The following is a 24,467-nucleotide window of genomic DNA, read 5'->3' as shown; positions in this document are numbered from 1 at the left end:
ATGGTGCGTGCGCTGAATAAAATAACGAAGGCTGGTATGCCAGAAAGCGTGCGTATTGCCTGAAAACCCGGTCAGCTACAGAGTCACTCGTCCTGAAGCTGATTTATTCAACAAAGCCGGTGGACTGGCATGAGCCGACCGGCACCTGCGTTAGCCTGCTGTTTGATTTGAACCGCAAACTGCTGCACGGCACCATCTTCTTTCCGCAGTGGATCGCCGGCGAAGGCCAGCATCCAGAAAAAACCATCTGCTACCAGAATGAGTTTATCGACGATATGCATCGCTTCAGAGATGAAGGCCCGGCCTATCCCTATGTCATCATTCCCGAGTTCGCCGAAGTCACCTATATGAAAAATGAAGGGCCGGATAACGACAGCATTATCAACTGCGCGCCAGGCCAGCTGCCTGAAAATTTCTTTGAAGGGAAATAGTACGTCGATCTGCCGCGATGCGTCGCGGCAGATCGCCTTTAGCCTCTGTCCCTGAGCCAGGCTCTCTTTCACCTCCGCTCCCCCTGCACCCGCTGCTGGCCTGCGATAGCACCGCAAAGGCTCAGCCTCTGGTTTTCACTGGCATAAAATTAGCCGCCTCTTTACGCGGCTGGTCCCAGACGCCTTATTTAAACCCGCGCCTCGACGGGTGATGTGCTGACATAGTTTTACATATTTACCCGCGCACTTTTTTTCATATAAATATGAAACCAATGCATATCAGCGCGTTAAAGATAATAATCCCTGCTGCATAGTTAAATTTAATTTTTTTGCCGCCAGGAATCGTCCTGAATTAACAGTGCGCGCGATTAACAGCAAATCCTTCAATAAGTGACTGGCTGTGCAGGATAAATTCTATTTGTGTAAAGCGGTGAATTTATAACCGCGCGCTTTTCGCATGTTTAATTTTATTTTTTTTCACCGCTTGGCTTGCAACGGCTGTGTTTTGATTCACAATTAAATTTCATTAGTTGTAAATGCTTTTGATTTGATTATATCAGGGTGTTTATTTCAACCGGGCATTTCATTAAGGGTGAAATATGGCTTCTTCTTCAAACAATGACGAACATCCAAATGCAGAAGAGGAAATACTGCATCTGGCTGAAGAAAAGCTGACCGTATCGCGGGAAGAAGTACTGGATGGTTATGTCACCGTAAAACGCCAGACTTCAACTCACAGCGAGCCAGTAAGTCTACTGTTGCGCCGTGAAAACGTCGAGGTAACGCATGTGCCGAAAAATGAGCGCATTGCGTCTATGCCGGATATCAGGGAAGAAGAGGGCGTCCTTATCGTTCCGGTCGTAGAAGAAGAGGTTGAGGTCATTCGCAGGCTGGTTTTGAAAGAGGAGTTGCATATCCGGCGAACGCATGAAGAGGTTCCCTGGGAAGAGACCGTTTCATTACGCAAACAGCATGTCGAGATTAACCGGAAAAAAGATGACACCTAAGCCATCATCACGCAGGAGGAAATCATGGCACACGAAAAGATCGTAACGATGTTCAGTACCCTGGCTCAGGCAGAAGGGGCTAAGCGTAGCCTGATCAAGGCGGGTTTCGCCGAGCATGATATTGATGTGATTTCTGGCGAACGTTTGAAATCTGAAGGACATGAGGCTCGTCATCCCAGCTTCTGGCAGCGCCTGTTCGGCAGTACGCTGGACGAAGAGCAAAGCGGCGTCTATGAAGATGCGATTAACTCAGGCAGCGTGGTGTTAACCCTGCGCGCTGAAGAGGATAAGCTGCCGCGCGCTTACAGCATTCTGGATGCGCATGACACCGGCGAACTGCCGGCTGGCAATACCCTGTCGCAGGATGACGGCTATACCGTCTCTACCGCGCAAAGCACCACCGGCGTAAACAGCGTCGCCGACAGCGGCCTGACGCAGCCGGTTCGCACCTCGCTGACCGGCGACGAAAGCGAAGAGGAAGTGCTGCGCCTTGCCGAAGAGCGTCTGGAAGTGGGTAAACGTCTGGTGAGCGAAGGCACAACGCGCGTCCGCCGTTACACCGTGACCGATCAGGTGTCCGAAGACATTTCCCTGCAGGAACAGCATGCGGATATTTTCCGCCGCTCCACTAACGATCTCGCTGCGACGGATAACGTTGACTGGGAAGATAAAACCATCGAAGTGGCAGAAACCCATGAGCAGCCGGTGATCAACAAAACCGCACATATCAAAGAAGAAGTGGTGGTGCGCACAGATCAGAGCGAGCGGGTAGAAAATATCACCGACTCGGTGCGTCGTCAGGAAGTGGATATCGATCACGCAGATAGCCATCTTGCCGCAGATACCCCGCTGAGCGGCACCGGCAGCGCCACGGCCAAACCGGCAGGCGCGTTTAATACCGCCGGAACCACAACCGGCGTAGACGATGATATCGTTGAGCGAAGCGGCGTTTCAGGCGTTGAGGATAAGGATAAAGTCGATCCTCTGCTGAAGCGTCCATAAGGTTCCCTCAGCCTGGCGCAGACTCGCCGGGCTTGCAGGAGAACTGCTGCAGCGGGGAAGTTGACGCGGTTGCCCTGGTGTTGGCTCGCGGCCAACCTCCCCGACTGCACGCATCAATTTATCGGCATCGCCCCAGTTTTCAGTAGTTTAATATATTGCCAGATGTTACCGAAAAGTTGCAGCGCGCTTCGCCTGATGCCCAATATTGCTAACCCTATGATTGACCAGCCGTTGACGCAGATAAGCGCAACAGGTAACCGGCAAACAGACAGGGTTGCTCCTTTTTTGGCTTAAAGGCGTCTGAAAGCCGCGCCGATGTAGCGATATGCTATGTTTTTCATCGCCCTCCACAGGAGCTTTATGATGTCAGAACGCCCCGATACCGAACCGCTGCCGGATGATGCAGAAATACCTGCTTACGAAGATGACGAGACCGACCAGTAATTCACCTCGCCTGCTTCCTTAGCAGGCGAATTTATATCAGGCCATCAGGCGCTTCGCCCATGCTGTTATCTCATCACCACTGCCCATATCGGCTTGAATCAGGCCGTTGATCATAAAGGTTGGCGAAACGTGTACGCCATTCTGGCGCGCATACTTGCAGTGCCACTTTATTTCATTTTGCAGCTCTGCCCGGTCGAAAGCGGCGCGGGCGTCAACACCGCTATAGCGCTGCAGGCGTGCCAGGATCTCTTCCGGCGTCGTCTGCATATTCGGCCCGCGGCAGTGATCGGTAAATTCGAACTCTTCGCGATGATCGGCCACCGCTTTCAGCACCGCTCTGGCGGCGTGCTTGCCCTCAGGTAAGGTTGAGGCGGCAAGGATATAGCGCACAATCAGCCCTGAATAGAGATGCCACGGCTGCGACTGCAAACGAATTTTAAGCGTCATCTCTTTTTCGCCCACATAGTCCAGCAGCGCGTCGAGCTTATTAAAAGCGCGCACGGAAAAAGGGCAGGTGGGTTCCAGAAAAATTTCGAAAACGCGCGGCCCCTCACCCCAGACCAGCGCATCAGCCGTTATACCTTCTTTCTGCACAGATGCTCTCCTGTTTTATCCTGCACGTCTGATATTAAAAAAAGCGGCCTGTCTCAGTCCCTTACCGAAGGCTGGTAAAACCCTGACAGGTACGCTTTTACCCCACATTAACGGCTTTTTTGAAAACGCTTCCACAGAAATAATTCCGCTATGTAAAAGTCGCCGAAAGCCCGTCAGTCCAGCTATAGTTAATGCCATGTTAATATTATCTCACCCGCGCAGGTTTCGCCTGCGTGGGAAAAGTTATAACAGTTCCGGAGCCGGAAAGCGCTAGAAGAGGTTGATTTTGCTTACTAATCTTTCCTGGAAAACGATCCATGACGTCATCATCAAAACCATCGAAGAGATGCTCGACGAGCAGCAAACGCTGAATGTGCCGACGCTGCGGGCGCGGCTAAAAGAGCTGGCGGAAAGCGAAACCGATGAGGTGATGGTGTTGTGCTACTGGCAGGCGAGCAAAGTGCTGACCAGGCTACCGCCCACTGTTACGGCGGAGCAGCTAATGAGCGCTGCGCGCCATGCTTTTCGCACGCCGCTCAATCACGAACTATTATAAAAGCGGCTCGGCACGCAGCTGCAAATGGCTGTGGACGAAAACGCGTAAAGTAAAACGTTTACAGCAATTTATGACGCGCAAAATAGCGTGCGTCGATTTCCGTAAGGAACCGCTCTATGTCGCATTTCCGCCCGGTAGCGCTGCAACATGCCAGCCGTCTGCTTAACCACGGTCCTACCATTTTGATTACCAGCCAGCATCCGCAAACTCAGCGCCGCAACGTCATGGCCGCCGCCTGGTCGACCCCGGTAGAGTTTACCCCGCCGCGCGTGGCGATCGTGGTCGATAAAGCCACATGGTCGCGCGAGCTGATTGAATCGAGCGGCACCTTTGGCGTCTGCGTACCGGCTGCCGCCTTCGCCGATCTGACCTATGCCGTCGGCAATACGTCAGGACGCGAGAGGGATAAATTCGCCGACTATAATATTCAGGCGATTAAAGGGCCGGAGCTGGGCGTGCCGCTGCTGGAAGAGAGCTGCGTCGCCTGGCTGGAGTGCCGGCTGCTGCCGGCAACAGAAGCGCAGCAAAATTACGACACCCTGTTTGGTGAAGTCGTGGCGGCGGCGGCTGACAGCCGGGTGTTTTATGACGGTCGCTGGCATTTCAGCGACGAAAACCGCGCGCTTCACACGTTGCATCATCTTGGCGGCGGGCAGTTCGTGACGGTTGCGAACAGCTTCAGCGCCAAAATGCTTTAGCGCATTTATAACCTCAGCGAGGAAAAGCATGAAATTCAAAAGTTACGCGGCCATGACGGCCGGAGAAGCGCTTCAACCCTATGAGTACGATCCCGGCCCGCTGGCTGCGGAGGATGTTGAAGTAGAAGTGGATTATTGCGGCGTGTGCCACTCCGATCTCTCGATGATCGACAATGAGTGGGGCATTTCGGCCTATCCGCTTATCGCCGGTCACGAAGTGATTGGTCGCGTGGTCGCGCTGGGCGACAGCGCCAAAAACAAAGGTTTGAGCATGGGCCAGCGCGTCGGCATCGGCTGGACGGCGAAAAGCTGTCACTACTGCGACGCCTGTATTAACGGCGAGCAGGTTAACTGCGTCAACAATAACGTTCCCACCATCAGCAATCACGGCGGCTTCGCCAGCCACCTGCGCGCCAACTGGCAATGGGTTATTCCGCTGCCGGAAAATCTCGACGCGGCTACTGCTGGCCCGCTGCTGTGCGGCGGCATCACCGTCTTCAAACCGCTGCTGATGCATAACATTACCGCCACCAGCCGGGTAGGGGTGATTGGTATCGGCGGTCTTGGCCATATGGCGATTAAACTGCTGCGCGCGCTGGGCGCGGAAGTCACGGCGTTTAGTTCGTCGCCTTCCAAAACTGAAACCATTAAACAGATGGGCGCCGATCATGTGGTTAACAGCCGCGATCCAGAGGCGCTGAACAAGCTGGCCGGCCAGTTTGATCTGATTATCAGCACCGTCGCGGTCGATCTCGACTGGCAGCCCTATTTCCAGGCGCTGGCGGCGAAGGGGCGTTTCCACACCGTTGGGGCGGTAATGAAGCCGTTTGAAGTACCGGCGTTTAGCCTGATCCTTGGCGATCGCGGCGTTACCGGCTCTTCTACCGGCTCGCCTGGCCAGCTGCGCTCGCTGCTTCGCCTGGCGTCGCGCGCAGATGTCGCGCCGACCGTGGAATATTTCCCGATGTCAAAAATCAATGACGCGCTCGATCACCTGCGCGCCGGTAAGGCGCACTATCGCATCGTGCTGAAGGCGGACTTCTGATCGAACAGCGCGCCCTCGGGCGCGCTGTTTTATTACATCAGGCCTTCCGATTTCATCGCGGCGATCACCGACGGACGCTGCGCATGCGTCGCCGCAAAGCGCTGCAGTGCCGGCCAGCGATCCAGGCTGAAATCAACCACGCGGAACCAGCTCAGCACGTTGAACAGATAGGCATCGGCAATGGTGAAGTGGTCAGCGTGCAGATAGCGGTTTTCGCCCAGCGCTTCCGCCAGCCAGTCAAGGCGTTTAGTCAGGGTTGCGGTTGCTGCCGCCTTCCACTCCGGCGTAATGGCCGGGTTGAAAAAGGCACCGATGCCCTTATGCAGTTCAGTTGAAATAAAGTTCATCCACTCCAGCACCGCATAGCGTGCTTCGCCGCTTGCCGGCAGCAAATGACTCTCCGGCTTTAAATCCGCCAGATACTGAGCGATAACCGCGCCCTCGGTCAGCACATGGCCATTATCCAGCTGCAGCGCTGGCACATAGCCTTTGCTGTTGATCGCCAGAAAATCGTCGCCTTCCGCGGTACGTTTGGTTTTTAAATCCACCGCGACGGAGGTATGCGGCAAACCGGTTTCATGCAGAATAATGTGGGTAGTCAGCGAGCAGGCGCCCGCTTTGTAGAACAGCTTCATGTGGTTGTAATCCCTGTTTTTGCTTTGTGCCGCCGCAGTCTACGGCAGCGCGGGCGGCTTGCGCCATTGCCTTTTGTGCTAACGGCTGGAAGGCGCAACATTATTCAGTGGCCTTCAGGTCAGTCAGCGGCTGGAACTTGCCCGATCTTCCGTTTAAACGCTGCGGCGAATTACAGGCTATAGCCTAGACTTAAGGTTCGCCTGCGGCGTGCCGCAGCTGATGATGGCCAGCCTGCGCTGGCTGGCAGGATGCACTGACGGGAGAAGATATGCTGTGGTTGTGGAATGCTGGGATCGTATTACTGACCGTCGTAGCGATGGAGATTACCGCCGCGCTGTCGCATAAATATATTATGCACGGCTGGGGATGGGGCTGGCACCGGTCGCATCATGAACCGCACAGCGGCTGGTTTGAAGTGAACGATCTCTATGCTGTGGTGTTCGCCGGGCTGGCGATTCTGTTGATCTACCTGGGCAGCCGCGGCGTCTGGCCGCTACAGTGGATAGGCGCAGGCATGACGCTTTACGGCCTGCTCTATTTTATTGTGCATGACGGGCTGGTACACCAGCGCTGGCCTTTTAAGTACATACCGCGTCGCGGCTACTTTAAACGACTCTACATGGCGCACCGGCTGCACCATGCGGTGCGCGGCCGGGAAGACTGCGTCTCCTTCGGCTTCCTCTATGCGCCGCCGCTGGAGAAATTACAGGCGACGCTGCGTCAGCGTCACGGACGTCGGCCTAACGCGGACGCTGCCAGAGCTCGGCAGGACGCGGCGGAGAAGCAGCCGCCCGAGACCTGATCGCCTGCGCCGCCCCCGCCGCCAGCAGCAGAAGCTTCTCCTGTTTGCTGGTGGACTGGCGGCGATCCCAGGCCGTTTCCCCCGCGCCGTAGACCTTAACCCCAATGCGGCGATAAACCTCTTTCGCCGTGGCGATCGCCCACGCAGAGCGCAGCGGCAGCCCGGCCAGCCCGGCCGACGCAGAGGCGTAGTAGGGCTCCGCCTCGCTCACCAGCCGCCGCGCCAGATTCGCCAGCGCCGGGCGATGAGCGCGATCGGCAAAGTGAAGACGATCCAGCCCGGCCTCCTCCAGCCAGCTTTCCGGCAAATAGCAGCGGCCGACTCGCGCATCTTCAACGATATCGCGCGCAATATTGGTCAGCTGAAAGGCGAGGCCGAGATCGCAGGCGCGATCCAGCACCGCCTCGTCGCGCACCCCCATAATTTGCGCCATCATTAATCCCACCACGCCCGCCACGTGGTAGCAGTAGCGCAGCGTATCCTGAAAGGTTTCATAACGCGCGCCGCGGACGTCCATTGCAAACCCTTCCAGATGGTCGAAAGCGTAAGCGGGAGAGATATCGTGGGCGATCGCCACCTCCTGAAAGGCGGCGAAGGCGGGTTCATGCATTTGCGCGCCCGCGTAGGCCTGGCGGGTTTTGCGCTCCAGATTTGCCAGACGCTGCTGCGGGGTCTGCGCCGAAGGAACCTCGCCTGGAAAGCCAAGCTGCTGGTCATCGATCACATCATCACAGTGGCGGCACCAGGCGTAGAGCATCAGCACGCTGCGGCGCGTTTTCGCGTCGAACAGCTTTGAGGCGGTGGCGAAACTCTTCGAACCGACTTCCATCGTCTCTACGGCATGGTGCAGCAGCGTCGGATTATGCATGCAGATCCTCCAGCATCAGGCTTGCGGTGGCTTTGGCGGAACCGATCACGCCGGGGATGCCCGCGCCTGGGTGCGTACCCGCGCCGACCAGATAGAGATTGCGGATATGGCTGTCGCGGTTATGGGGCCGGAACCAGGCGCTCTGGCGCAAAATCGGCTCAACGGAAAACGCAGAGCCCTGATAGGCATTAAGCTGGTCGCGGAAATCGAACGGCGTGAAGATGCGGTGAGTGACCAGCTGGCTGCGCAGGCCGGGCATATAGTGCTCTTCGAGATAGGCGAAAATGCGATCGCGCAGGCGCGGCCCCTCAACGTTCCAGTCGAGATCGGCGGTGCCAAGATGGGGAACCGGTGCCAGCACGTAGTAGCTGCCGCAGCCCGGCGGCGCCAGCGAGGGATCGGTCACGCAGGGCGCATGGAGATAAAGCGAGAAATCTTCCGCCAGCCCGTCGCGGTTAAAGATCTCGTCAATCAGCTCACGGTAGCGCGGCCCGAAGCAGACGGTGTGGTGCGCCAGCTGATCGTGATGATGGTTCAGGCCAAAATAGAGCACAAACAGCGAGTTGCTCATGCGCTTGCCTTTCAGCTTTTTGGCCTGTGCGGCGGCGGCGGGGTGCCTGCCGAGCAGATCGCCATAGGTATGCACCACATCGGCGTTAGAGGCGACTGCGCGGGTTTCAAATACCCGACCATCCTCCAGATGCACGGCGGAAATCGCGGCCTCTTTCGCCTCGATATGGCTGACGCGCGCGTTAAGCTCCAGCGCGCCGCCTAAATCCTGGAACAGCTTCAGCATGCCCTGCACCAGCGCGCCGGTGCCGCCACGCGGAAACCAGACGCCCCATTCGCGCTCCAGCGCGTGGATCAGCGTATAGATCGACGAGGTGGCGAAGGGGTTGCCGCCGACCAGCAGCGAGTGAAACGAAAAGGCCTGCCGCAGCTTATCATCCTCGATAAAGCTCGCCACCTTGCTGTAAACGCTGCGCCACGCCTGCAGGCGCGCCAGCTGCGGTGCGGCGCGCAGCATATCGCGGAACGACAAAAAGGGCACGGTGCCGAGCTTCAGGTAGCCTTCGGCGAACACGGCGCGCGAATAGTCGAGGAAGCGCTGATAGCCCGCCACGTCGGCTGGATTAAATTTGCGGATCTCCGCTTCCAGCCGAGCCTGATCGTTATCGTAGTTAAACACCTCGCCCGTCTCCCAGCAGAGCCGGTAAAAAGGGGTCACCGGCAGCAGCTCGACATAGTCGCGCATCGATTTTCCCGCCAGGGCGAACAGCTCTTCAATAGCGGACGGATCGGTGATCACCGTCGGGCCCGCGTCAAAGGTAAAGCCCTGATCCTGATAAACATAGGCGCGGCCGCCCGGCTTGTCGCGCTGCTCCAGCAGCCGCGTTGGAACGCCTGCTGCCTGGAGGCGAATTGCCAGTGCCAGCCCGCCAAATCCTGCGCCAATTACCGTGGTGTGCTTCATCGTGATGCTCTTCGTCCAGAAGGGTGGGTGAGAATAGCCTGCAGCGCCGCCAGCACCGGGACCGGCGGCTTGCCGCTAAGAATGCGCGCGCGGTCGGCCAGCGTCAGCCGTCCGGCGTAAAACCGGGCGATCAGCCCCTCGGGCAGGCCGTAAAAGCGCTGCATTACGCGCCAGCGCCGATCGCCCTCGGCCGCCAGGAACAGCATGCGGTTAAGCATGCGGAAAAAGCCCTGTTTACGCCACGCCGCCTGCGCAAAGCGGTGAATACGCGGCGCGAGCGCCTCAGGGGAGAAGTCCGCCTCTGCGGCGAGCGCGTCCGCCAGCGTCGCCGCCAGCGGCAGGGAGTAGCCGGTCGTGGGGTGAAAAAGCCCGGCGCGCAGGCCGACGCAGGGGGCGCGATGATGCCAAAAGCGGTCGAAATCGCCCGCCAGCGTAATCGGCAGCGCGCCGCGCTCTTCGCGCAGCAGCGTCTCCAGCTGCCAGCCCTGGCGGGTGGCGTAGTCGCAGATATTCTGCCGCGCCTGCGCCGTCGCCAGCGAGGCGTTGTTAATATAGTGGGTATCTTCAATCAGCAGACGCGTCGGCGAGAGCGGCAGGGTATAGACGAAGCGATAGCCCCCCTGCTGATCCACGGCCGCGTCCATCAGAATCGGCCCCTCCAGCTGATGCGGCTGGCTCAGGCGCCACTCCTGACCGACAAAGGACTGAAAGCCAATCTGCAGGGCGGCGTCGGGCTGATAGCCGCGGCCGTCAATGACGGCGCGCGCGCGCAGCACTTCGCCGCTGGCGAGCTGCACGTGATCGGGGCCGCTGCTGGCGACGGTGTGGTTAAGCCGCAGCGCGTCGCCGAGCGTCGCGCGCAGCACCTCGTCAAAGCGCGCGGAAGTGACGCAAAAATAGCCGCTGTTAAGCTGGCGCGTCAGCGCGGGAAAGCGTACCTCGTAGTGCGGCCAGCGGTGCGCCACCAGCGGCGCAATCCACTGATGCTGCGCGGCGCTGAGATCCTCTTCGTGAAAGCACCAGGTGTGATTGCCACCGGCGTGGGCGTGGGCATCAAGCACCAGCACGCGCAGCTGCGGCTGGAGCGCTTTCAGCCGCAGCGCCAGCAGCCCGTTCGCCAGACCGGCGCCGAGCAACAGCAGATCATACTGCGATGTCATAGTACTTCTCCGCGCGCACCGGCTGGCGCGTCAGCAGCGCGCGCTCGGTAATCTCAGCCGCGCGCTCGACGCCGCCGCAGGCGGCCAGCTGCGGCTGCAGGCGCGTCATGCGCTGCTTAACCGCACCATCGTCCAGCAGGCGACGCAGGCGACGCGCAATCTGATGGCTGGTGGAGAAGCGCGACGCGCGCATCCCCAGGCCATGGTGCGCCAGCCGCGCGGCAATGCCGGGCTGATCGAATGCCAGCGGAATCGCCAGCAGCGGCGTGCCATAGGTTACGGCGTCGAGCACCGTATTTAAGCCGCCGTGGGTAATGGCCACGTCCGCCTGCGCCAGCGCGGCGCGCTGATCGACAAAGGCGGCTACCTGCGCCGCCCCGGCGCGCAGCAGTTTACGCGCCTGAAAATCGCTCAGGCCGCCGCAGTGGGCGATCAGCAGCTCCGCCTCCAGTTCGCGGCAGGCTTTCGCCAGCGTTTTAAACAGCCCGTAACGGCCGCCCTGCAGCGTGCCGAGCGAGGCGAAAACGCGCGGCTGGCCGCGGTTACTGAACAGCGGCGCTGCGGCAGCGGCGGGCGGTTCGCGCAGCGGGCCGGTGGCGTGGAAATGGGCCGGCAGCTCGCGGCGCGGAAAGTCGAGGGCGTGCGGCAGCTGGCTGATTTGCGCCAGCGGCGACAGGCACTGGTGCGGCTGACGGCGGTCGGCAAGGCCAAAGGCGTCGGCATGGCGCGCCAGCACGCGATCGTGGCTGCGCATCAGCCAGTCATAAATTTTTTCGCTGGAGGCGAACCGCTCGCGCGCGGCGCTGCTGGTGCCCCACAAAAAAGGCATGACCGGCAATGGAAAATGGGCTTCACGATTGACCGGCAGGGCGCAGGCGACCGAAACGAAGGGCAGCCGCAGCGCCTCCGCCACCAGCCCGCCCGCTGGCGCCATCTGATCGACGATCACGCCATCTACCGCCAGCGCCCGCAGCGCCTCCGGCAGCTCGCGGCACAGCATATCGGTGCTGCTGGCCATATCGCGGATCAGGCGCAGAATGCCCAGGCCGCCGGGATGGGCCGCCAGCGCCAGCGTACGGTCGAGCGTGCCGACAGGATGCGTTTCCAGGCCGATGGCGTGAAAGCCGATAGCGGCGTCGCTGAGCAGGGTGGCAACCTCCGCCTGCTGAATAAAGGTCACCCGATGGCCGCGCGCTATCAGGCTCTGCGCCAGCGCCTGAAGCGCGCGCACGTGGCTGTAAAAGGGAGGGGCGATCGCGGCGAAATGGCTCATAGCGTTTCTCCGGCGCGATGCAGCGGCGCAAGGCGCAGCTGGCGCAGATTAGCGCTGCCGGTGCAGAAACAGGCGACGCGCAGCTGTTCAATCAGCGTGTTAAAGTGCGCGACTACCGCATCCGTAGAGTGCAGGGCGCTGCTGAGCACCGCCGCCGCCTGGCCAACGATATCCGCACCGAGCCGCAGCGCCTTCGCCGCGTCGATGCCGTCGCGGATGCCGCCTGAGGCGATAAGCGGTATGGCAGGCAGTCTGTCGCGCACCGCGCGTAAGGCTTCATCTGTGGGAATACCCCAGCTGGCAAAGGCCATCGCCACCGCGCGCTGCTGCGGGGTGCTGGCGCGTTCGCCCTCTACCGCCGCCCAGCTGGTGCCGCCCGCACCTGCGATATCGATCATGCTTACGCCCGCCTCGGCGAGCCGCTGCGCAACCTCGGCCGAGATACCCGCGCCAACCTCTTTCACCACCACCGGCACCTCCAGCGACTTCACCAGCTGCGCAATCGCCTGCAGCACGCCGCGCCAGTCGCGATCGCCGCCGCGCTGCAGCGCTTCCTGCAGCGGATTAAGATGGACGATCAGCGCATCCGCCTCGATCATGCTTACCGCATTCCGCGCCAGCCTGCGGCCCTGTTCGCCCAGAATCTGCGCCGCGCCGAGGTTCGCCAGCAGCGGAATATCCGGGGCGATACGGCGTAAATCGCGCGTCAGGCCAGAATCGTTGTCGCTTTCCAGCGCCACGCGCTGCGAACCGACCCCCAGCGCAAGACCCAGCGTCTGCGCCGCTTCGGCAAGATGATGATTAATCGAGAGGGCGCGCGCCGCGCCGCCGGTCATTGAGCTAATAAGAAAGGGCGCCTGCATGGGGCGATTGAACAGCCGCGTGCGCAGATCGATCTGATCCAGGTGCAGCTCCGGCAGGGCGCAGTGGGTAAAGTGCCAGCGGGCGAAGCTGCCCGACGCCGGCGCGGTATTACGCAGAACAATGTCCAGATGATCGTTTTTGCGTTTCGTCAGGTCCGTGTCCTTCATTGCTGCTCCATATACTCAGACAGGAAACGCGCGGTCAGCCGACCATAGCGAGTTTTTTATCGAACCAGGCCTGCACGAAGTGCCGGGTGGCGTAGCCGCTGTCGCAGGCCGAAGCGAGGTGGCGATCGGCGCGTCGCAGATGGTCGCGCAGGCGCTTCTCTACCGCTTTGCTGCCCAGCATGTTCACCAGCGTCGATTTCCCCACGTCCTGATGGGCATCTTTTCCCGTGTCGCTCTGGCCGTCGGTCAGGTCGTCCAGCAGCTGAAAGGCCTGGCCGAGATCCCGCGCGAAGCGGTGCAGCTTTTCACGCGACGCCAGCGGCGCGCCGGCGATAATCGCGGCCATCTGCATCGCCGCGCTGAACAGCGCGCTGGTTTTAAAGTGGTTGGTCAGCTGAATGGCGTCGGCGCTGCGCGGCTGGCCGCCTTCGGTCAGATCGAGAAACTGTCCCTGCACCAGCCCCTGAATGCCGACTGAATGGGAAAGCTCCGCCACGGCCTGGGTCTTCGCCTGGCTGCTAATGCCGTCCGCCAGCGCAATTACGCCGAAGGCGCGGCTCAGCAGGGCGACGGCGGCGAGAATCGCCACCGGCTCGCCGAACTGGCGATGGATTGTCGGCCGGCCGCGCCGCAGTTCGGCATCGTCCATGCAGGGAATATCGTCGAGTATCAGCGAGGCGGCATGCACCATCTCGACGGCGCAGGCGAAGTCGAGCAGCCCGCTGAGTTCGTCGCGGTAGCCAAGGTCGTGAGCGGCCAGCATCAGCAGTACCGGCCGGATGCGTTTGCCCGGCGCCAGCGCGCCTTCGCGCATGGCGAGCCCCACGCAGTCGCGTTCGCTTTCTACCGGCAGCAGTCGGTCAAGACGCTGTTCAATAATCGCCAGTAACATCAGGGGATCGCTGTAGATGAGAGTAGAGTCTCTTTCAGCAAAAATGGTCATAATGGCAGTCCTTACTTGCAGGTGAGCGTCGGCCTGTCGTAATTGCAAATGAACAAAGTGGCGCAGAAAGAGCCATCTAATAATTAACGTCGAACCTGTTATTTTTAGCGTCGTCGCAGATCAGCATTGTTGTTTGGTTTTGGCGAGACGGTGAAATAAAGCGTAGTCGAGAATTCGCCTGCTGACGGGCAAAACGGAGATAAGTGATAATAAAATAATAATTTTATTCACGAACTAAGTGCCGGGTCGGATGGCGCCGCGGCAGTGGAAAGCAGCTGGTTAAGCAAAGCAATAGCCTGCCTGACCTCCTGCGGCGTCAGCGCGCCATCTCTGGCGAAGCGCACCACCCCCTGTGCGTCCAGCAGCATCACGGCGGAGCCGTGCGGCGTCAGCTGCCAGCTGTTGCGCGCCACACCGCTGCTGTCGATCACGAAATGCTGCCAGGGCGCGTCGCGCTTGCTCGATTTAATGCTGCGCTCGACAAAAATGGCGCTGCCTGGAATGGCGTCGTCGGTATTGACGATAGTGGTGGTCTGAAAGCGGCTGCGCGGAAAGTTTGCCTGCTGGACGGCGGCGATCAGCGGCGCGTTTTGCTCTTTGGCCGACAGCCGCCCGGCGACGTGGATCACCATGCGGACTTTGCCGGTCAGCGACTGGCTGCTCCAGCGCTGATAGCCCAGCATCTCATGCTGCATCACCAGCTCGCCCTCGTTGGCGATAAAGACCGGCGGAAGAGGTTTTCCCGTTTCAACGCTGTGTGCAGCGGCAAGGAGAGGAAACAGCAGGCTGATAAGCAGCAGTGGGTAAAGTTTCACGCATCCTCGCACGCAGAAGGAAAGAGCCTCAAGCCTGGGTGAAAATCTGCCGCTTCGCCAGTTAAGAAATGATGAATTTTTACGCCTTGCTCAAAATTTAATCACTGGTTCAATGCGCCAGATCAAACAACGCGCGGTGAAAGGAATCGAAGATGCAGTGAATCGCTCGCAAAAGGAGATGGGTATGAAAAGTGAATTGATGACGCTGTCTGATGTTGCGCGCTACCTGGGGGTCTCTCCGCTGAGGCTGGTGCGTGCCTACTGCAATCGCGGATCGCTGGATGGGGTACCACTGCCGGCGCCGCTGCAAAACGTAGCGTTCAGAGAACGCTGCTGGTCGCGCGAAGAGGTACGTCAGTTCCGGCACCGACTACAGCGCGCCCGTCACCACGCCTGATAAAAAAGGGAAGGTGTTCACCTTCCCTTATTATCAACTGCCGCTAACGGTTCCGCTCATTACGCCGGTCGCTTCCGCATCCACCAGAAAACAGATCAGCGTGGCGTCGCGCTCGGCGGTTACCTCTGGCAATGCGTCGGCGTCACCGGCCACGTCCCCTTTATGCAGACGCTGTCCCTCCAGATTCACCACGCCGTCCAGCACCGCCAGCCAGGGCGCGAAGCCGGGCAGCGCGGGCACCGCCAGCGTTTTGCCGCGCTCCAGCCGTACGTCGTAGATATGCACCGCCTGACGCAGCGTCAGCGGCGCGGCACTGCCTTCCGGCCCCGCCAGCCATGTCCAGGCGTTATGGGCGACGCCGTCAGCGCGCTCCAGCAGCTGGGTTTTCGCTTCGCCTCCGGCGCGCGCCGGGCGGATAAACGCCTGCAACAGTTCAGCTTCAATCAGCGGTGCGGACTCTTCATGCCGCAGACCATCACCCGCATTTACCACCATTACCCGTTTAGCCGACAGCGGCGTGCGCTCGCCCTGCGGGTCGGTATGCTGCACCGAGCCGCGCCAGACGTAGCTGAGGATGTCATCGTTCACATGCTCATGCATCGGAATGCGCGCGCCGAGCTTGAGCGTTGTCATATCGACAATCGCCAGCGGCCCAAAGCGTTCGCCGGGGCGAAGACGGCGAATGGTAAAGGGACCATATTCAAACAGCTGGCCGCGATGGGCACGCACAATGTTCATCATCTTCTCCTGTTATGAGCTTACAGAGGGATAATAAACCTGCTGGAAAAGAAGAGAAGGAGGGGGAATTGCTGAGAGAGTTCAGTTTTTTTGAACAAGCCGCCCGCCACGGCGGGCGGGCAGCCTGCGCCTTTACTTACCCTGTTCGTCGCTCTCGCCGGGTAAGTCACCAGCTATTTAATCAATCAAAATTCAGAGGCTTAACGGTGGTACAGCAACGTTATTCTGCATTCGCGCTAAGCATCAAACCACTCTTTACCTCTGCCCGCTGTGTACTTATTTGTTATGGAGGGTGACGTGTGCCCTTTTAGCAAAGCGCTTTCCATGTTGCCAGGCATAAAGCCTGCCGGGCAGTGAGGAAAGTTTTTCAGGCGGTAACGCCTGTGATATGCCGTCTATTCACGATAATAGGGAATATCGACGGGATAGAGATTTTTTAAACTTAATAACCGACAACTGACCAGCCGCTGATGGTCTTCATACCAGTAATAAAAATTTCCAGTTTTATGATTGAAAATCATTTCATCCATATTTGCGAACTGAAATAGCAAAAGAGACCCTTTTCGCGCGTGCCCGCCACCCGTTTCAAAGTGATCCGTGCCCCATGATTCCTGTGTGTGCTCATAACGATGGAGGATGACTTCAATCTGTCCACGCACGGGACAAAGCAGTCTGATATCGGAATTATCGAGGGAGAGAGCCTGTACCTTTGTGGAAGCCAATATAAGAAAAAGTGAGAGCAAAGCATATTTCATCTGGGTGTCCTTTTTTTCCGGCTTTATGGCATTCCGTCAGGCACCTTTCATTGAGTTCGGTCATACCGGCTATTTAACTGATGGCGAAACAGACAACCTGAGATAGCGATCGACCGGATGCGATCTGTCAGGCCTGTTTTGGCAAAACTGATGGAGTAAAAGGCTGGCGCCGCCTGCTGGATTCCTGGGGAGGACTCCCGGTACCAGATTGTGCTGGTGCAGAGGGAATATCCCCGGACATCTGTATCTGTTAATGGCAGGCAGGGGTAAAAGGAGACCGCGCACGGAAGCAAAATGGGCTTTCGGCGCGGTTTTTGTGGTCTGAAAGGGCGACCAGACTTGTTGCTTTATACGCAGCGACTTTTTTAATCAGAAATCATCCTTGATTAACGGGTTTTAATCCCCGCTATCACTGCTCTCGCCGAGGAAGAAATACCACAGCGGAATCGACATCAGGCCGGTAAAGACCGAGGTATAGAGGATCACCATCAACCCCTGGGTGACATACATCAGCAGCGACCAGTCGCTAAAGGCGATCTGATACTGATCTATCACGCCGCTGATAATGGCCTTGCCCATTACCGTGCCGACAATCAGCCACAAAATCACCACGCTGCGCAGGAAATAACGCATCTCTTTCCGCTTTTCAGCGAAGCGTCCGCGCACGATGCCCAACGGCGACTGCTGATCCAGCGGCGCTTCCGGCTGCGGCATGGCGGCGCGCTGCGCCCTGCGCCAGCGCAGCAGATCGAGCGCGACAAACGCCAGCAGGCTGGCGCCCATTACCGGCAGCGCCCAGCCCAGCGCCAGCGCGACCATCAGTGAGACGGCCTGCGCGTAGCGCGGCATCGCCAGCCAGGCGATAACCAGCGTTTGCGCCGGGTTCTGCACCGGCAGCGCCGGACGACGGATCCACCACATGCGGTAGCCGAACGCGATGGTGGCGCACAGGCCAAAGCCAAAAAAGGCCAGCAGCAGCTGATTGGGCCAGCCAAACAGCACGCCCATATGGGCGTCAACGCCCCAGCGGGTCAGCTTCGCCACCAGCGGAAAGTGCGCGAACTCAACGCGGTCGACGATAGCAAACGTCGCCGGATCCACCGAAACGGCATCAACCTGACTCGGCCAGCTGCGATCGATCTCGCTGACCGTCCAGGCCTGGCCGTCCGCTTTCGGCTGGCGCAGCTCCAGTTTTGCGGCGTGAATATCGGCGCGGCGTGCGGCGTTAAGCACGCTGTCCCAGTCAGCGTCCCGGACATTCACGGCGTGAGCCGGTTTGGCTGGCATCGCCATACCGCTCATATCCATGCCGTCCATCTGCGGCATTGCGTGATGGTCGGCATGGGGATCGGCGCTGGCGGCGGGCGCGCTGGCGTCCAGTGCGGTGCGCACCTGCGGCGTCATCCAGCCCAGCTCGCTGCGCATTTTATCAATGTTGCCGCCTGCCCACTGCGACCAGGTCAGGCCGGTGACCGAAAAGAACAGCAGGCCGAGCGACAGCGCCAGGCCAAGGGTAATATGCCAGTGGCGGGCGAAGGCGAAGCCCGACGTGGGCTTTTTCACCTTTCTGCGCGGACGCGTGCCGAGCCACAGCACCAGACCGCCGAGGGCGGCGACCCAAAGCCAGGAGGCAGCCAGTTCGCTGTAGAGGCGGCCAGCGTCGCCCAGCAGCAGACCGCGATGCAGCTGATCCAGCCACATGCGCAGCGGCAGCACGCCGCTGGTGCCGTAAACCGTCATATCGCCCTTAACCTGCAGGGTATAGGGATCGATAAACACCGAGCGCGACTCAGACGGACCGAGATCGCTCTGGCTGAACTGCACGCGGGTCGTATCCTGCGCGCCAGGGGCCGGCCGCACCGCATAAACCCGCGCCGCCTCGCCGATATGACGCCGCGCCGCGGCGACCTGGGCCGAAAGCGGCTGCGCCGTTCCCTGCGGCTCGGTGGTGAGCGCTGAAGCGTAAAGCACATTCTCAATCTGCGGCGTCAGCACGTAGAGGGTGCCGGTCAGCGCAGCAATAAAGATAAAGGGAGCGATAAACAGCCCGATGTAAAAGTGCAGGCGGCGTAAAAAATTGAATAACGCGCCGCGCGGCGGCGCCGTTTCCCGAAGTGATGACATAGCACATCCATTTTTATTCAGTTAAAGACGAACCCGTTTCCGTCGCTTTACAGGGCGGAAAGGCAGGTATTCTGATTAAAAAGCGCAGCGGGAAGGCGGGGCGCGAGGCCGGTAGACGCGGCGTTGGCGTCGGCACGGCGGCGGGTCCGCGCGCTGCGTCGGCGGCGGCGCGCGGGAGATCAGCATCATCAGCCAGAGAAGGGGAACCGCAGCCCAGATCATCAGCGGCACATGCACCAGCAGCTCGCAGTAGCCGCAGGCGATACCCTCTTCCCCCGCCATCATATGACCGGGGGACATCATGGCGTCGTCCATATGATGCATCATCGGCATGGCTTCGGCGCCGTGCGGCATCGACATCATCGGAGCGGCCATTGCGCCAGCATGGCGCGCCATCAGATCCTTCGACACCACGGGCGCGACAAACAGCAGAAGCACCGCCAGGATAGCCAGGCAGGCGCTGAGTCGCTGTTGCAACGGGGTGAAAAAGGTCATTAAAACATCACTGGCTGGTAAACGTCAGGCGCTATTTTACCGCGTTACGGCGATAAACGGGGCTAATTCCGTAAAAATTCTTAGGCTTTGCCTGTATCGTCTGAGCACCACGCCGTACCCGCTAGAAAACAGAGCTGCCGAGACGCTCGCTGAGCAGCTCCAGCGCAGCGGTGCCCGCCAGCGAATTGCCGATGGCGTCCAGGCCCGGCGACCAGACCGCAATGCTCATTTTACTGGGAATAATGGCGATGATGCCGCCGCCGACGCCCGACTTCGCCGGCATGCCGACGCGCCAGGCGAACTCGCCCGCGCCGTCATACATGCCGCTGGTGATCATCAGCGCGTTAATCTGTCTCGCCTGACGCGGGGTGATAATCTGCGCGCCGTCGGCCGTTTTGCCCTGGTTTGCCAGATAGACAAAGCTGCGCGCCAGCTCGACGCAGTTCATCGACAGCGAGCAGTAGTGGAAGTAGGTCTGCATCACCTTGCTGACGTCGTTATGAAAATTGCCGAACGACTTCATCAGCCAGGCGATAGCGGCGTTGCGCGCCGAGTGCTCATACTCGGAGCGGGCGACGTGGCGATCGTAATGAATATCGGGCTGGCCGCTCAGCTGACGCACAATCTCCAGCATGCGCTGGCGCGGCGCGGTCAGGCGCGTTTCCAGCATATCGCATATCACCAGCGCCCCGGCGTTGATAAAGGGATTGCGCGGCTTGCCGTGCTCCAGCTCCAGCTGTACCAGCGAGTTAAACGGCTGGCCAGAGGGCTCTTTACCGACGCGCTGCCAGATTTCATCATCGGAGTAGCGGGTGAGCGCTACGCTTAGCGACAGCACTTTAGAGATGGACTGGATAGAGAAGCGCTCCTGCGCGTCGCCTGCCTGCCAGTACTGACCGTCCGGCGTCGCCACGGCGATGCCGAGCGCATGCGCGGGCGCTTCGGCCAGCGCGGGAATATAGCTGGCGACGCTGCCGCGCGCGGTAAGCGGGCGCACCTGCTCCAGAATCTCTTCCAGTAGCGCGTTGCTGAGTTCGGTCACGAGTGAATCTCCTTTTCTGAGGCGTCTGGCGCCGGATAATGAACGCGAGTCGCCGCTGAATCAATGCAGCGCGTGTAAAATATGTGAACTCTCACCGCGACCCCGAGGCCGCTATGTTAACCAGTCTGTTTGACGCTTTTCCGCAGGCCGCCGAGCGCGGCGAACAAGAGACCTTTGAGGCGCTGCTGCGCCGACCCGATCTTTGCATCGAACGGATTATCTCGACCGGTCAGGCGAGCCCGCCCGGCTTCTGGTATTGCCAGCCGCAGGGCGAATGGGTGCTGGTGGTGCAGGGCGCGGCGGGCGTGCAGCTGGAGCATGAAGCCGAGGAGCGGGTGCTGCGCGCGGGCGATTTCATCAATCTGCCCGCGCAGACGCGCCATCGCGTGAACTGGACCAGCCGCGATGAACCGACGATCTGGCTGGCGGTCCATTACGCGCTGCCGCCAGAGAAAAAGGATTGATGGCTTAGCTCATATCTGTCTGCTGCTGCCGGCCAGCGGTGCCAGCAGCATCTGCGCAAAGCTCAGCACCGCCAGCAGGGTGAGCGGCAGCGTCCAGCCGCCGCTCTGCTGGTGCAAAACGCCGAAAGCGAGCGGGCCGAGCGCCGCCAGCGCATAGCCTACACACTGCGCCATCCCGGAAAGCTGCGACGCCTGACGGTGATCGCGGGCGCGCAGGTTGAACAGCGACAGACAGAGCACCAGCGAGGCGCCCGCGCCCGACCCGGCGATAACGAGCCACAGCGCCGCCAGCTGCGGCAGCAGCAGCAGACCGAGCATGCCGCAGAAAATAGCGGCGGAAGAGACCAGGGCGGTCAGGCGCGCGTCGCGCAGCCGTTTGAGCGCCACCATACAGCCGAGGTTGGCAACAATGGCCACCGCCTGGTAGAGAAACAGCAGCCAGCCTGCTTCCGCCTGAGTGTAGCCAGTGCTCTGCGCGTAGGGCGTAAACCAGTCGATCAGGGTGTAAAACGCCAGCGACTGCAGCGCCATAAACAGCGAAACCTGCCAGCCGATGATCGATCGCCAGGGCGTGACGCTCGCGGAGAGGGAAGAGGGCGCACCTGACGGGCCTGCTGCGCGCGGCATCCGCAGCAGCGGCAGCCAGGCGAGCAGCGCGACAACCCCCGGCAGCGCCCAGACGCCGAGCGACAGCCGCCAGTCCGCCTCGGACAGGGCAGCAAGCGGCACGGCGATCCCCGACGCCAGACTGGCGGTCAGCGACATGGTCGCGGCATAGAGCCCGATATATTTCGCGGTATGCTGGGTAAAGTCGCGTTTAATAAGCGGCGGCAGCAGCACGTTGGCGGCGGCGATCCCCGCGCTGAGCAGCGCCGTGCCGCTCCAGAGGGCAGCCTCGGCCGGCAGCCAGCGCAGGATTGAACCCAGCGTAATCAGCAGCAGCGCCGCCCAGAGGCTGCGCTCCAGACCAAAGCGGTTGCCCAGCATGGCGGCGAACGGCGCCAGCGCGGCGAACATCATCAGCGGAATAAAGTTGAAAAAGCCCGCGGCGGCGGCGCTCAGGCCGAAGGCGTGGCGAATGTTTTCCAGCACCGGGCCGACAGCGGTTATGGGCGCGCGCAGGTTAGCCGCGGTCAGCAGTAACACCAGCAGGAAAAAACCAGGTTGGGTAAGACGGGAAGCCCGTAGAGGAGTCATGAAATCCGCATCACAAAGCACGGCAGAGCCGCTGTGGTGCGTTGGTTGACGTTAACGCTTACGCATCAGGCGCTGGTCCCGATGTCTGGGCGCTACTTTAAAGGCTGCCGCCGTTGCTGTAAAGCTGACCCGCCGCCGCCCCGCATATATTTTGCTAAGCAATACCAGACAAAATGATAATAAAAGCGCTGGCTTATTCTGGGTTGTCAGATGCTACCCGTGCTAAATAAGCGGAGCGATAATCAAAAGGTGTTTTTCAAATAGCGGGCGCCACCTGTTCGCTATTTAACTGAAGCGGCATCTCAGACAAAAATAAGAATATTCCTTAGTAATCAACCCATTTTTACCCCACGCTTCGCTTTTATTAAATTTGCGCAATTGTGCTTAGCAACTATTATTAATTTCTGTAGCGTCCTGGCCAGGAAAGCAATCACCTGATTTGATAAGAGGAACTTGTAATGGCGATTAAAACACTGGTGGATCTTTTTATTCATGACCTTTCTGATGTTTACAGCGCAGAAAAACAGATTACGCGTGCGCTGCCAAAAATGGCACGCGCAGCCACTGACGCCTCGCTGAAAGCAGCGTTTGAAGCCCACCTTGAAGAGACGCGCGGACAAATTGAACGTCTGGACCAAATTGTTGAAAAGACTGAAGAACTGCGCATCCGCCGTATGAAATGTCATGCGCTGGAGGGCCTGGTAGAAGAGGCTCAGGAGATTATCGACTCCGTTGAAGCCGGTCCGGTGCGCGACGCTGGCTTAATTGGCGCCGCCCAGAAAGTTGAACACTACGAAATTGCTACCTACGGCACGCTCACTGCAATGGCAAAAAGATTAGGCTTTGACGAAGCGGCAAAATTACTGGCCGAAACGCTGCAGGAAGAAAAAGCCACAGATGAAAAGCTGAATGTAATTGCTGAGAAAACCAGTTAATTACCCCCTGGTAGACGATTTATTTTCGCAGCGCTAACGTTTTTAAAGAGGTGAATTATGTCACATCAAGAGAATTATCTGGCCTGGCTGAAAGATGCGCACGCTATGGAAAAGCAGGCGGAAAGCATGCTGGAAAAAATGGCCGCTCGTCTCGAACATTATCCTGATTTAAAAGCGCGCATTCAGCAACATATTGAAGAAACGCGTCAGCAGCAGAGCTTATTACAGTCGGTGATCGATCGTAATGATACCTCCAACTCAGCCTTTAAAGATGCGCTGGGCAAACTCTCCGCGATGGGTCAGGCGATGGGCGGCATGTTTGCCGACGACGAAGTGGTGAAGGGTGCAATCAGCGGCTATGTCTTTGAGCAGTTTGAGATCGCCAACTACACCTCGTTAATCGCTGCGGCGGAACTGGTGGGCGACCACGAAGGCGTGCGTATCTTCGAACAGATTCGTGAGCAGGAGATTGCGATGGCGGAGTGGTGCCTGACGCATCTGCCGGACGTAACGCAGCAGTTTATGACGCGCGATGCGGCTGAAGGCGTTGAAGCGAAAAAATAATAACGCCACGGCCAGGCTCTCTGCAAAGAGAGCTTAAATCCAACTTGAAAGGAATGAGCAATGTTCAGACACGTAAAGAAACTGCAGTATACGGTCCGTGTTGAAAAGCCCAATCCTGGACTGGCTAATCTGCTGCTGGAGCAGTTTGGCGGTCCTCAGGGCGAACTCGCCGCGGCATGTCGCTACTTTACCCAGGGACTGGGCGATGACGATCCGGGCCGTAAAGATATGCTGATGGATATCGCCACGGAAGAGCTGAGCCACCTGGAAATTATCGGTTCGCTGGTAGGGATGCTGAACAAAGGCGCGAAAGGTCAGCTGGCTGAAGGCACAGAGGAAGAGGGCGAGATTTATCGCAACATAACCGGTGCCGGCAACGACAGCCATTTGACCTCGCTGCTTTACGGCGGTGGGCCGCCGCTCACCAACTCAGCTGGCGTACCCTGGACTGCGGCCTATGTCGATACCATCGGCGAAGTCACCGCCGACCTGCGTTCGAATATTGCCGCCGAGGCACGCGCGAAAATCCTCTATGAGCGTCTGATCAATATGACCGACGACGTCGGCGTTAAAGATGCGCTGGGCTTTTTGATGACGCGTGAAGTGGCGCACCAGATCTCGTTTGAAAAAGCGCTTTACTCGATTCGCAATAACTTCCCGCCGGGTAAACTGCCGCCGATTGAGCAATATTCCAACGTCTACTACAACATGTCGTCAGGCGAAGGTGATATGCGCGGCAGCTGGAACTCTGACGAGAACTTTGAGTTTGTGGCCGATCCGGCGCCGGCCGTTGACGGCGGCGACGGCAGCGCGTCAGTGACCCTGCCGTCCGATCAGGCGACCGACCTGGCTAATATGGCCAGCCGCACCGCCTCCGATCCCAGCCTGAACCCTACCACGGGTGCTGAACTTGGCTCGACGCTGGGCGAAGCCAATCAGATCTCGGATAAACCCCGCTCGTAACCGCCTCTCGCGTC

General features: G+C 59.3%; 26 protein-coding genes and 1 pseudogene. 12 read left to right on the top strand and 15 right to left on the bottom strand.

What is annotated here, in order from left to right:
* Window positions 1-119: 119 nt before the first annotated feature.
* The 3 genes and pseudogenes from MHZ97_RS20215 to MHZ97_RS20205 all read left to right on the top strand — a co-directional run.
* A pseudogene (locus MHZ97_RS20215) lies at window positions 120-431 on the top strand (phenolic acid decarboxylase); the annotation flags it as partial.
* 599 nt (window positions 432-1,030) lie between these two features.
* Entirely contained in the window at window positions 1,031-1,438 is a 408-nt protein-coding gene (locus tag MHZ97_RS20210; protein WP_103797008.1) for a DUF2382 domain-containing protein, read from the top strand.
* Window positions 1,439-1,462: 24 nt separating this feature from the next.
* Window positions 1,463-2,440 (top strand): YsnF/AvaK domain-containing protein, encoded by a 978-nt coding sequence (locus MHZ97_RS20205; RefSeq protein WP_239315524.1) that lies wholly within the window; start codon window positions 1,463-1,465, stop codon window positions 2,438-2,440.
* A 480-nt stretch (window positions 2,441-2,920) separates the two neighbouring features.
* Here the strand turns inward: MHZ97_RS20205 and MHZ97_RS20200 are convergent, their stop codons facing one another.
* Window positions 2,921-3,478, bottom strand: coding sequence for a thioredoxin domain-containing protein (locus MHZ97_RS20200; protein ID WP_239315525.1), 558 nt, complete (start codon window positions 3,476-3,478; stop codon window positions 2,921-2,923).
* Window positions 3,479-3,764: 286 nt separating this feature from the next.
* On the opposite strand from MHZ97_RS20200, the gene MHZ97_RS20195 reads away from it, so the two are divergent.
* The 3 genes from MHZ97_RS20195 (at window position 3,765) to MHZ97_RS20185 (ending at window position 5,777) form a co-directional block, all read left to right on the top strand.
* The gene (locus MHZ97_RS20195; protein ID WP_239315526.1) at window positions 3,765-4,034 is read left to right on the top strand and encodes a hypothetical protein; all 270 of its coding nucleotides are present in this window, start codon (window positions 3,765-3,767) and stop codon (window positions 4,032-4,034) included.
* A 116-nt stretch (window positions 4,035-4,150) separates the two neighbouring features.
* Window positions 4,151-4,732: a flavin reductase family protein gene (locus MHZ97_RS20190; protein WP_239315527.1), complete on the top strand. Its 582-nt coding sequence runs from the start codon at window positions 4,151-4,153 to the stop codon at window positions 4,730-4,732.
* A 28-nt stretch (window positions 4,733-4,760) separates the two neighbouring features.
* Window positions 4,761-5,777: an NAD(P)-dependent alcohol dehydrogenase gene (locus tag MHZ97_RS20185; RefSeq protein WP_239315528.1), complete on the top strand. Its 1,017-nt coding sequence runs from the start codon at window positions 4,761-4,763 to the stop codon at window positions 5,775-5,777.
* 32 nt (window positions 5,778-5,809) lie between these two features.
* On the opposite strand, the gene gstA is transcribed toward MHZ97_RS20185, so the two are convergent.
* Window positions 5,810-6,412, bottom strand: a complete 603-nt coding sequence (gene gstA / locus MHZ97_RS20180) for a glutathione transferase GstA (RefSeq protein ID WP_103797014.1) — start codon at window positions 6,410-6,412, stop codon at window positions 5,810-5,812.
* A gap of 269 nt (window positions 6,413-6,681) precedes the next feature.
* Here gstA and MHZ97_RS20175 point away from each other — a divergent pair, with 269 nt between their 5' ends.
* On the top strand, window positions 6,682-7,215 hold the full coding sequence (locus MHZ97_RS20175) for a sterol desaturase family protein (protein ID WP_239315529.1): 534 nt from the start codon (window positions 6,682-6,684) through the stop codon (window positions 7,213-7,215).
* On the opposite strand, the gene crtB is transcribed toward MHZ97_RS20175, so the two are convergent.
* The 7 genes from crtB to MHZ97_RS20140 form a co-directional block, all read right to left on the bottom strand.
* Entirely contained in the window at window positions 7,154-8,083 is a 930-nt protein-coding gene (crtB, locus tag MHZ97_RS20170; RefSeq protein WP_103797016.1) for a 15-cis-phytoene synthase CrtB, read from the bottom strand. The two genes, MHZ97_RS20175 and crtB, sit on opposite strands and share 62 nt — an antisense overlap.
* On the bottom strand, window positions 8,076-9,557 hold the full coding sequence (locus MHZ97_RS20165) for a phytoene desaturase (RefSeq protein WP_239315530.1): 1,482 nt from the start codon (window positions 9,555-9,557) through the stop codon (window positions 8,076-8,078). The genes crtB and MHZ97_RS20165 overlap by 8 nt, the downstream gene beginning before the upstream one ends.
* A complete protein-coding gene (gene crtY / locus MHZ97_RS20160; protein ID WP_239315531.1) occupies window positions 9,554-10,717 on the bottom strand; it encodes a lycopene beta-cyclase CrtY in 1,164 nt (387 codons plus the stop codon). The genes MHZ97_RS20165 and crtY overlap by 4 nt, the downstream gene beginning before the upstream one ends.
* Window positions 10,701-11,990 (bottom strand): glycosyltransferase, encoded by a 1,290-nt coding sequence (locus MHZ97_RS20155; protein WP_239315532.1) that lies wholly within the window; start codon window positions 11,988-11,990, stop codon window positions 10,701-10,703. The genes crtY and MHZ97_RS20155 overlap by 17 nt, the downstream gene beginning before the upstream one ends.
* The gene (fni, locus tag MHZ97_RS20150; RefSeq protein ID WP_103797020.1) at window positions 11,987-13,021 is read right to left on the bottom strand and encodes a type 2 isopentenyl-diphosphate Delta-isomerase; all 1,035 of its coding nucleotides are present in this window, start codon (window positions 13,019-13,021) and stop codon (window positions 11,987-11,989) included. Before fni ends, MHZ97_RS20155 begins: the two co-directional genes overlap by 4 nt.
* A gap of 34 nt (window positions 13,022-13,055) precedes the next feature.
* Window positions 13,056-13,913 (bottom strand): polyprenyl synthetase family protein, encoded by an 858-nt coding sequence (locus tag MHZ97_RS20145; protein ID WP_224481418.1) that lies wholly within the window; start codon window positions 13,911-13,913, stop codon window positions 13,056-13,058.
* 278 nt (window positions 13,914-14,191) lie between these two features.
* On the bottom strand, window positions 14,192-14,779 hold the full coding sequence (locus tag MHZ97_RS20140) for a YtfJ family protein (protein WP_103797022.1): 588 nt from the start codon (window positions 14,777-14,779) through the stop codon (window positions 14,192-14,194).
* A gap of 184 nt (window positions 14,780-14,963) precedes the next feature.
* Here MHZ97_RS20140 and MHZ97_RS20135 point away from each other — a divergent pair, with 184 nt between their 5' ends.
* Window positions 14,964-15,176 (top strand): hypothetical protein, encoded by a 213-nt coding sequence (locus MHZ97_RS20135; RefSeq protein WP_103797067.1) that lies wholly within the window; start codon window positions 14,964-14,966, stop codon window positions 15,174-15,176.
* A gap of 33 nt (window positions 15,177-15,209) precedes the next feature.
* On the opposite strand, the gene MHZ97_RS20130 is transcribed toward MHZ97_RS20135, so the two are convergent.
* The 5 genes from MHZ97_RS20130 to glsB all read right to left on the bottom strand — a co-directional run bounded on the left by MHZ97_RS20130 (window position 15,210) and on the right by glsB (window position 20,330).
* On the bottom strand, window positions 15,210-15,914 hold the full coding sequence (locus tag MHZ97_RS20130; protein WP_103797023.1) for a pirin family protein: 705 nt from the start codon (window positions 15,912-15,914) through the stop codon (window positions 15,210-15,212).
* Between the two features lie 395 nt (window positions 15,915-16,309).
* On the bottom strand, window positions 16,310-16,669 hold the full coding sequence (locus MHZ97_RS20125; protein ID WP_103797024.1) for a hypothetical protein: 360 nt from the start codon (window positions 16,667-16,669) through the stop codon (window positions 16,310-16,312).
* A gap of 396 nt (window positions 16,670-17,065) precedes the next feature.
* Window positions 17,066-18,793, bottom strand: coding sequence for a DUF2534 family protein (locus tag MHZ97_RS20120; protein ID WP_239315533.1), 1,728 nt, complete (start codon window positions 18,791-18,793; stop codon window positions 17,066-17,068).
* A gap of 75 nt (window positions 18,794-18,868) precedes the next feature.
* Window positions 18,869-19,288 (bottom strand): DUF2946 domain-containing protein, encoded by a 420-nt coding sequence (locus MHZ97_RS20115; protein WP_239315534.1) that lies wholly within the window; start codon window positions 19,286-19,288, stop codon window positions 18,869-18,871.
* A 121-nt stretch (window positions 19,289-19,409) separates the two neighbouring features.
* The gene (gene glsB, locus MHZ97_RS20110) at window positions 19,410-20,330 is read right to left on the bottom strand and encodes a glutaminase B (protein ID WP_103797027.1); all 921 of its coding nucleotides are present in this window, start codon (window positions 20,328-20,330) and stop codon (window positions 19,410-19,412) included.
* A gap of 113 nt (window positions 20,331-20,443) precedes the next feature.
* On the opposite strand from glsB, the gene MHZ97_RS20105 reads away from it, so the two are divergent.
* Window positions 20,444-20,794, top strand: a complete 351-nt coding sequence (locus MHZ97_RS20105) for a cupin domain-containing protein (RefSeq protein WP_239315535.1) — start codon at window positions 20,444-20,446, stop codon at window positions 20,792-20,794.
* Window positions 20,795-20,803: 9 nt separating this feature from the next.
* On the opposite strand, the gene MHZ97_RS20100 is transcribed toward MHZ97_RS20105, so the two are convergent.
* Window positions 20,804-21,991 carry an MFS transporter gene (locus tag MHZ97_RS20100; RefSeq protein ID WP_239315536.1) on the bottom strand — a complete coding sequence of 396 codons (1,188 nt, stop codon included), beginning with the start codon at window positions 21,989-21,991 and terminating at the stop codon, window positions 20,804-20,806.
* Between the two features lie 458 nt (window positions 21,992-22,449).
* Between MHZ97_RS20100 and MHZ97_RS20095 the strand changes: the two genes are divergently transcribed.
* From MHZ97_RS20095 to MHZ97_RS20085, 3 genes are read left to right on the top strand one after another with little or no spacing between them, the layout of a single operon-like run.
* On the top strand, window positions 22,450-22,926 hold the full coding sequence (locus tag MHZ97_RS20095) for a ferritin-like domain-containing protein (protein ID WP_033749031.1): 477 nt from the start codon (window positions 22,450-22,452) through the stop codon (window positions 22,924-22,926).
* A gap of 57 nt (window positions 22,927-22,983) precedes the next feature.
* Window positions 22,984-23,490, top strand: coding sequence for a ferritin-like domain-containing protein (locus tag MHZ97_RS20090; protein WP_199187355.1), 507 nt, complete (start codon window positions 22,984-22,986; stop codon window positions 23,488-23,490).
* 60 nt (window positions 23,491-23,550) lie between these two features.
* Window positions 23,551-24,453 (top strand): manganese catalase family protein, encoded by a 903-nt coding sequence (locus MHZ97_RS20085; protein WP_103797031.1) that lies wholly within the window; start codon window positions 23,551-23,553, stop codon window positions 24,451-24,453.
* Window positions 24,454-24,467: the final 14 nt, after the last annotated feature.

The organism is Pantoea sp. ACRSC, assembly GCF_022346785.1.
GTDB classification, from domain to species: domain Bacteria; phylum Pseudomonadota; class Gammaproteobacteria; order Enterobacterales; family Enterobacteriaceae; genus Pantoea; species Pantoea alvi.
Note: the sequence above shows the minus strand (reverse complement) of the source record. Positions and strands in the feature narration are given on the sequence as shown.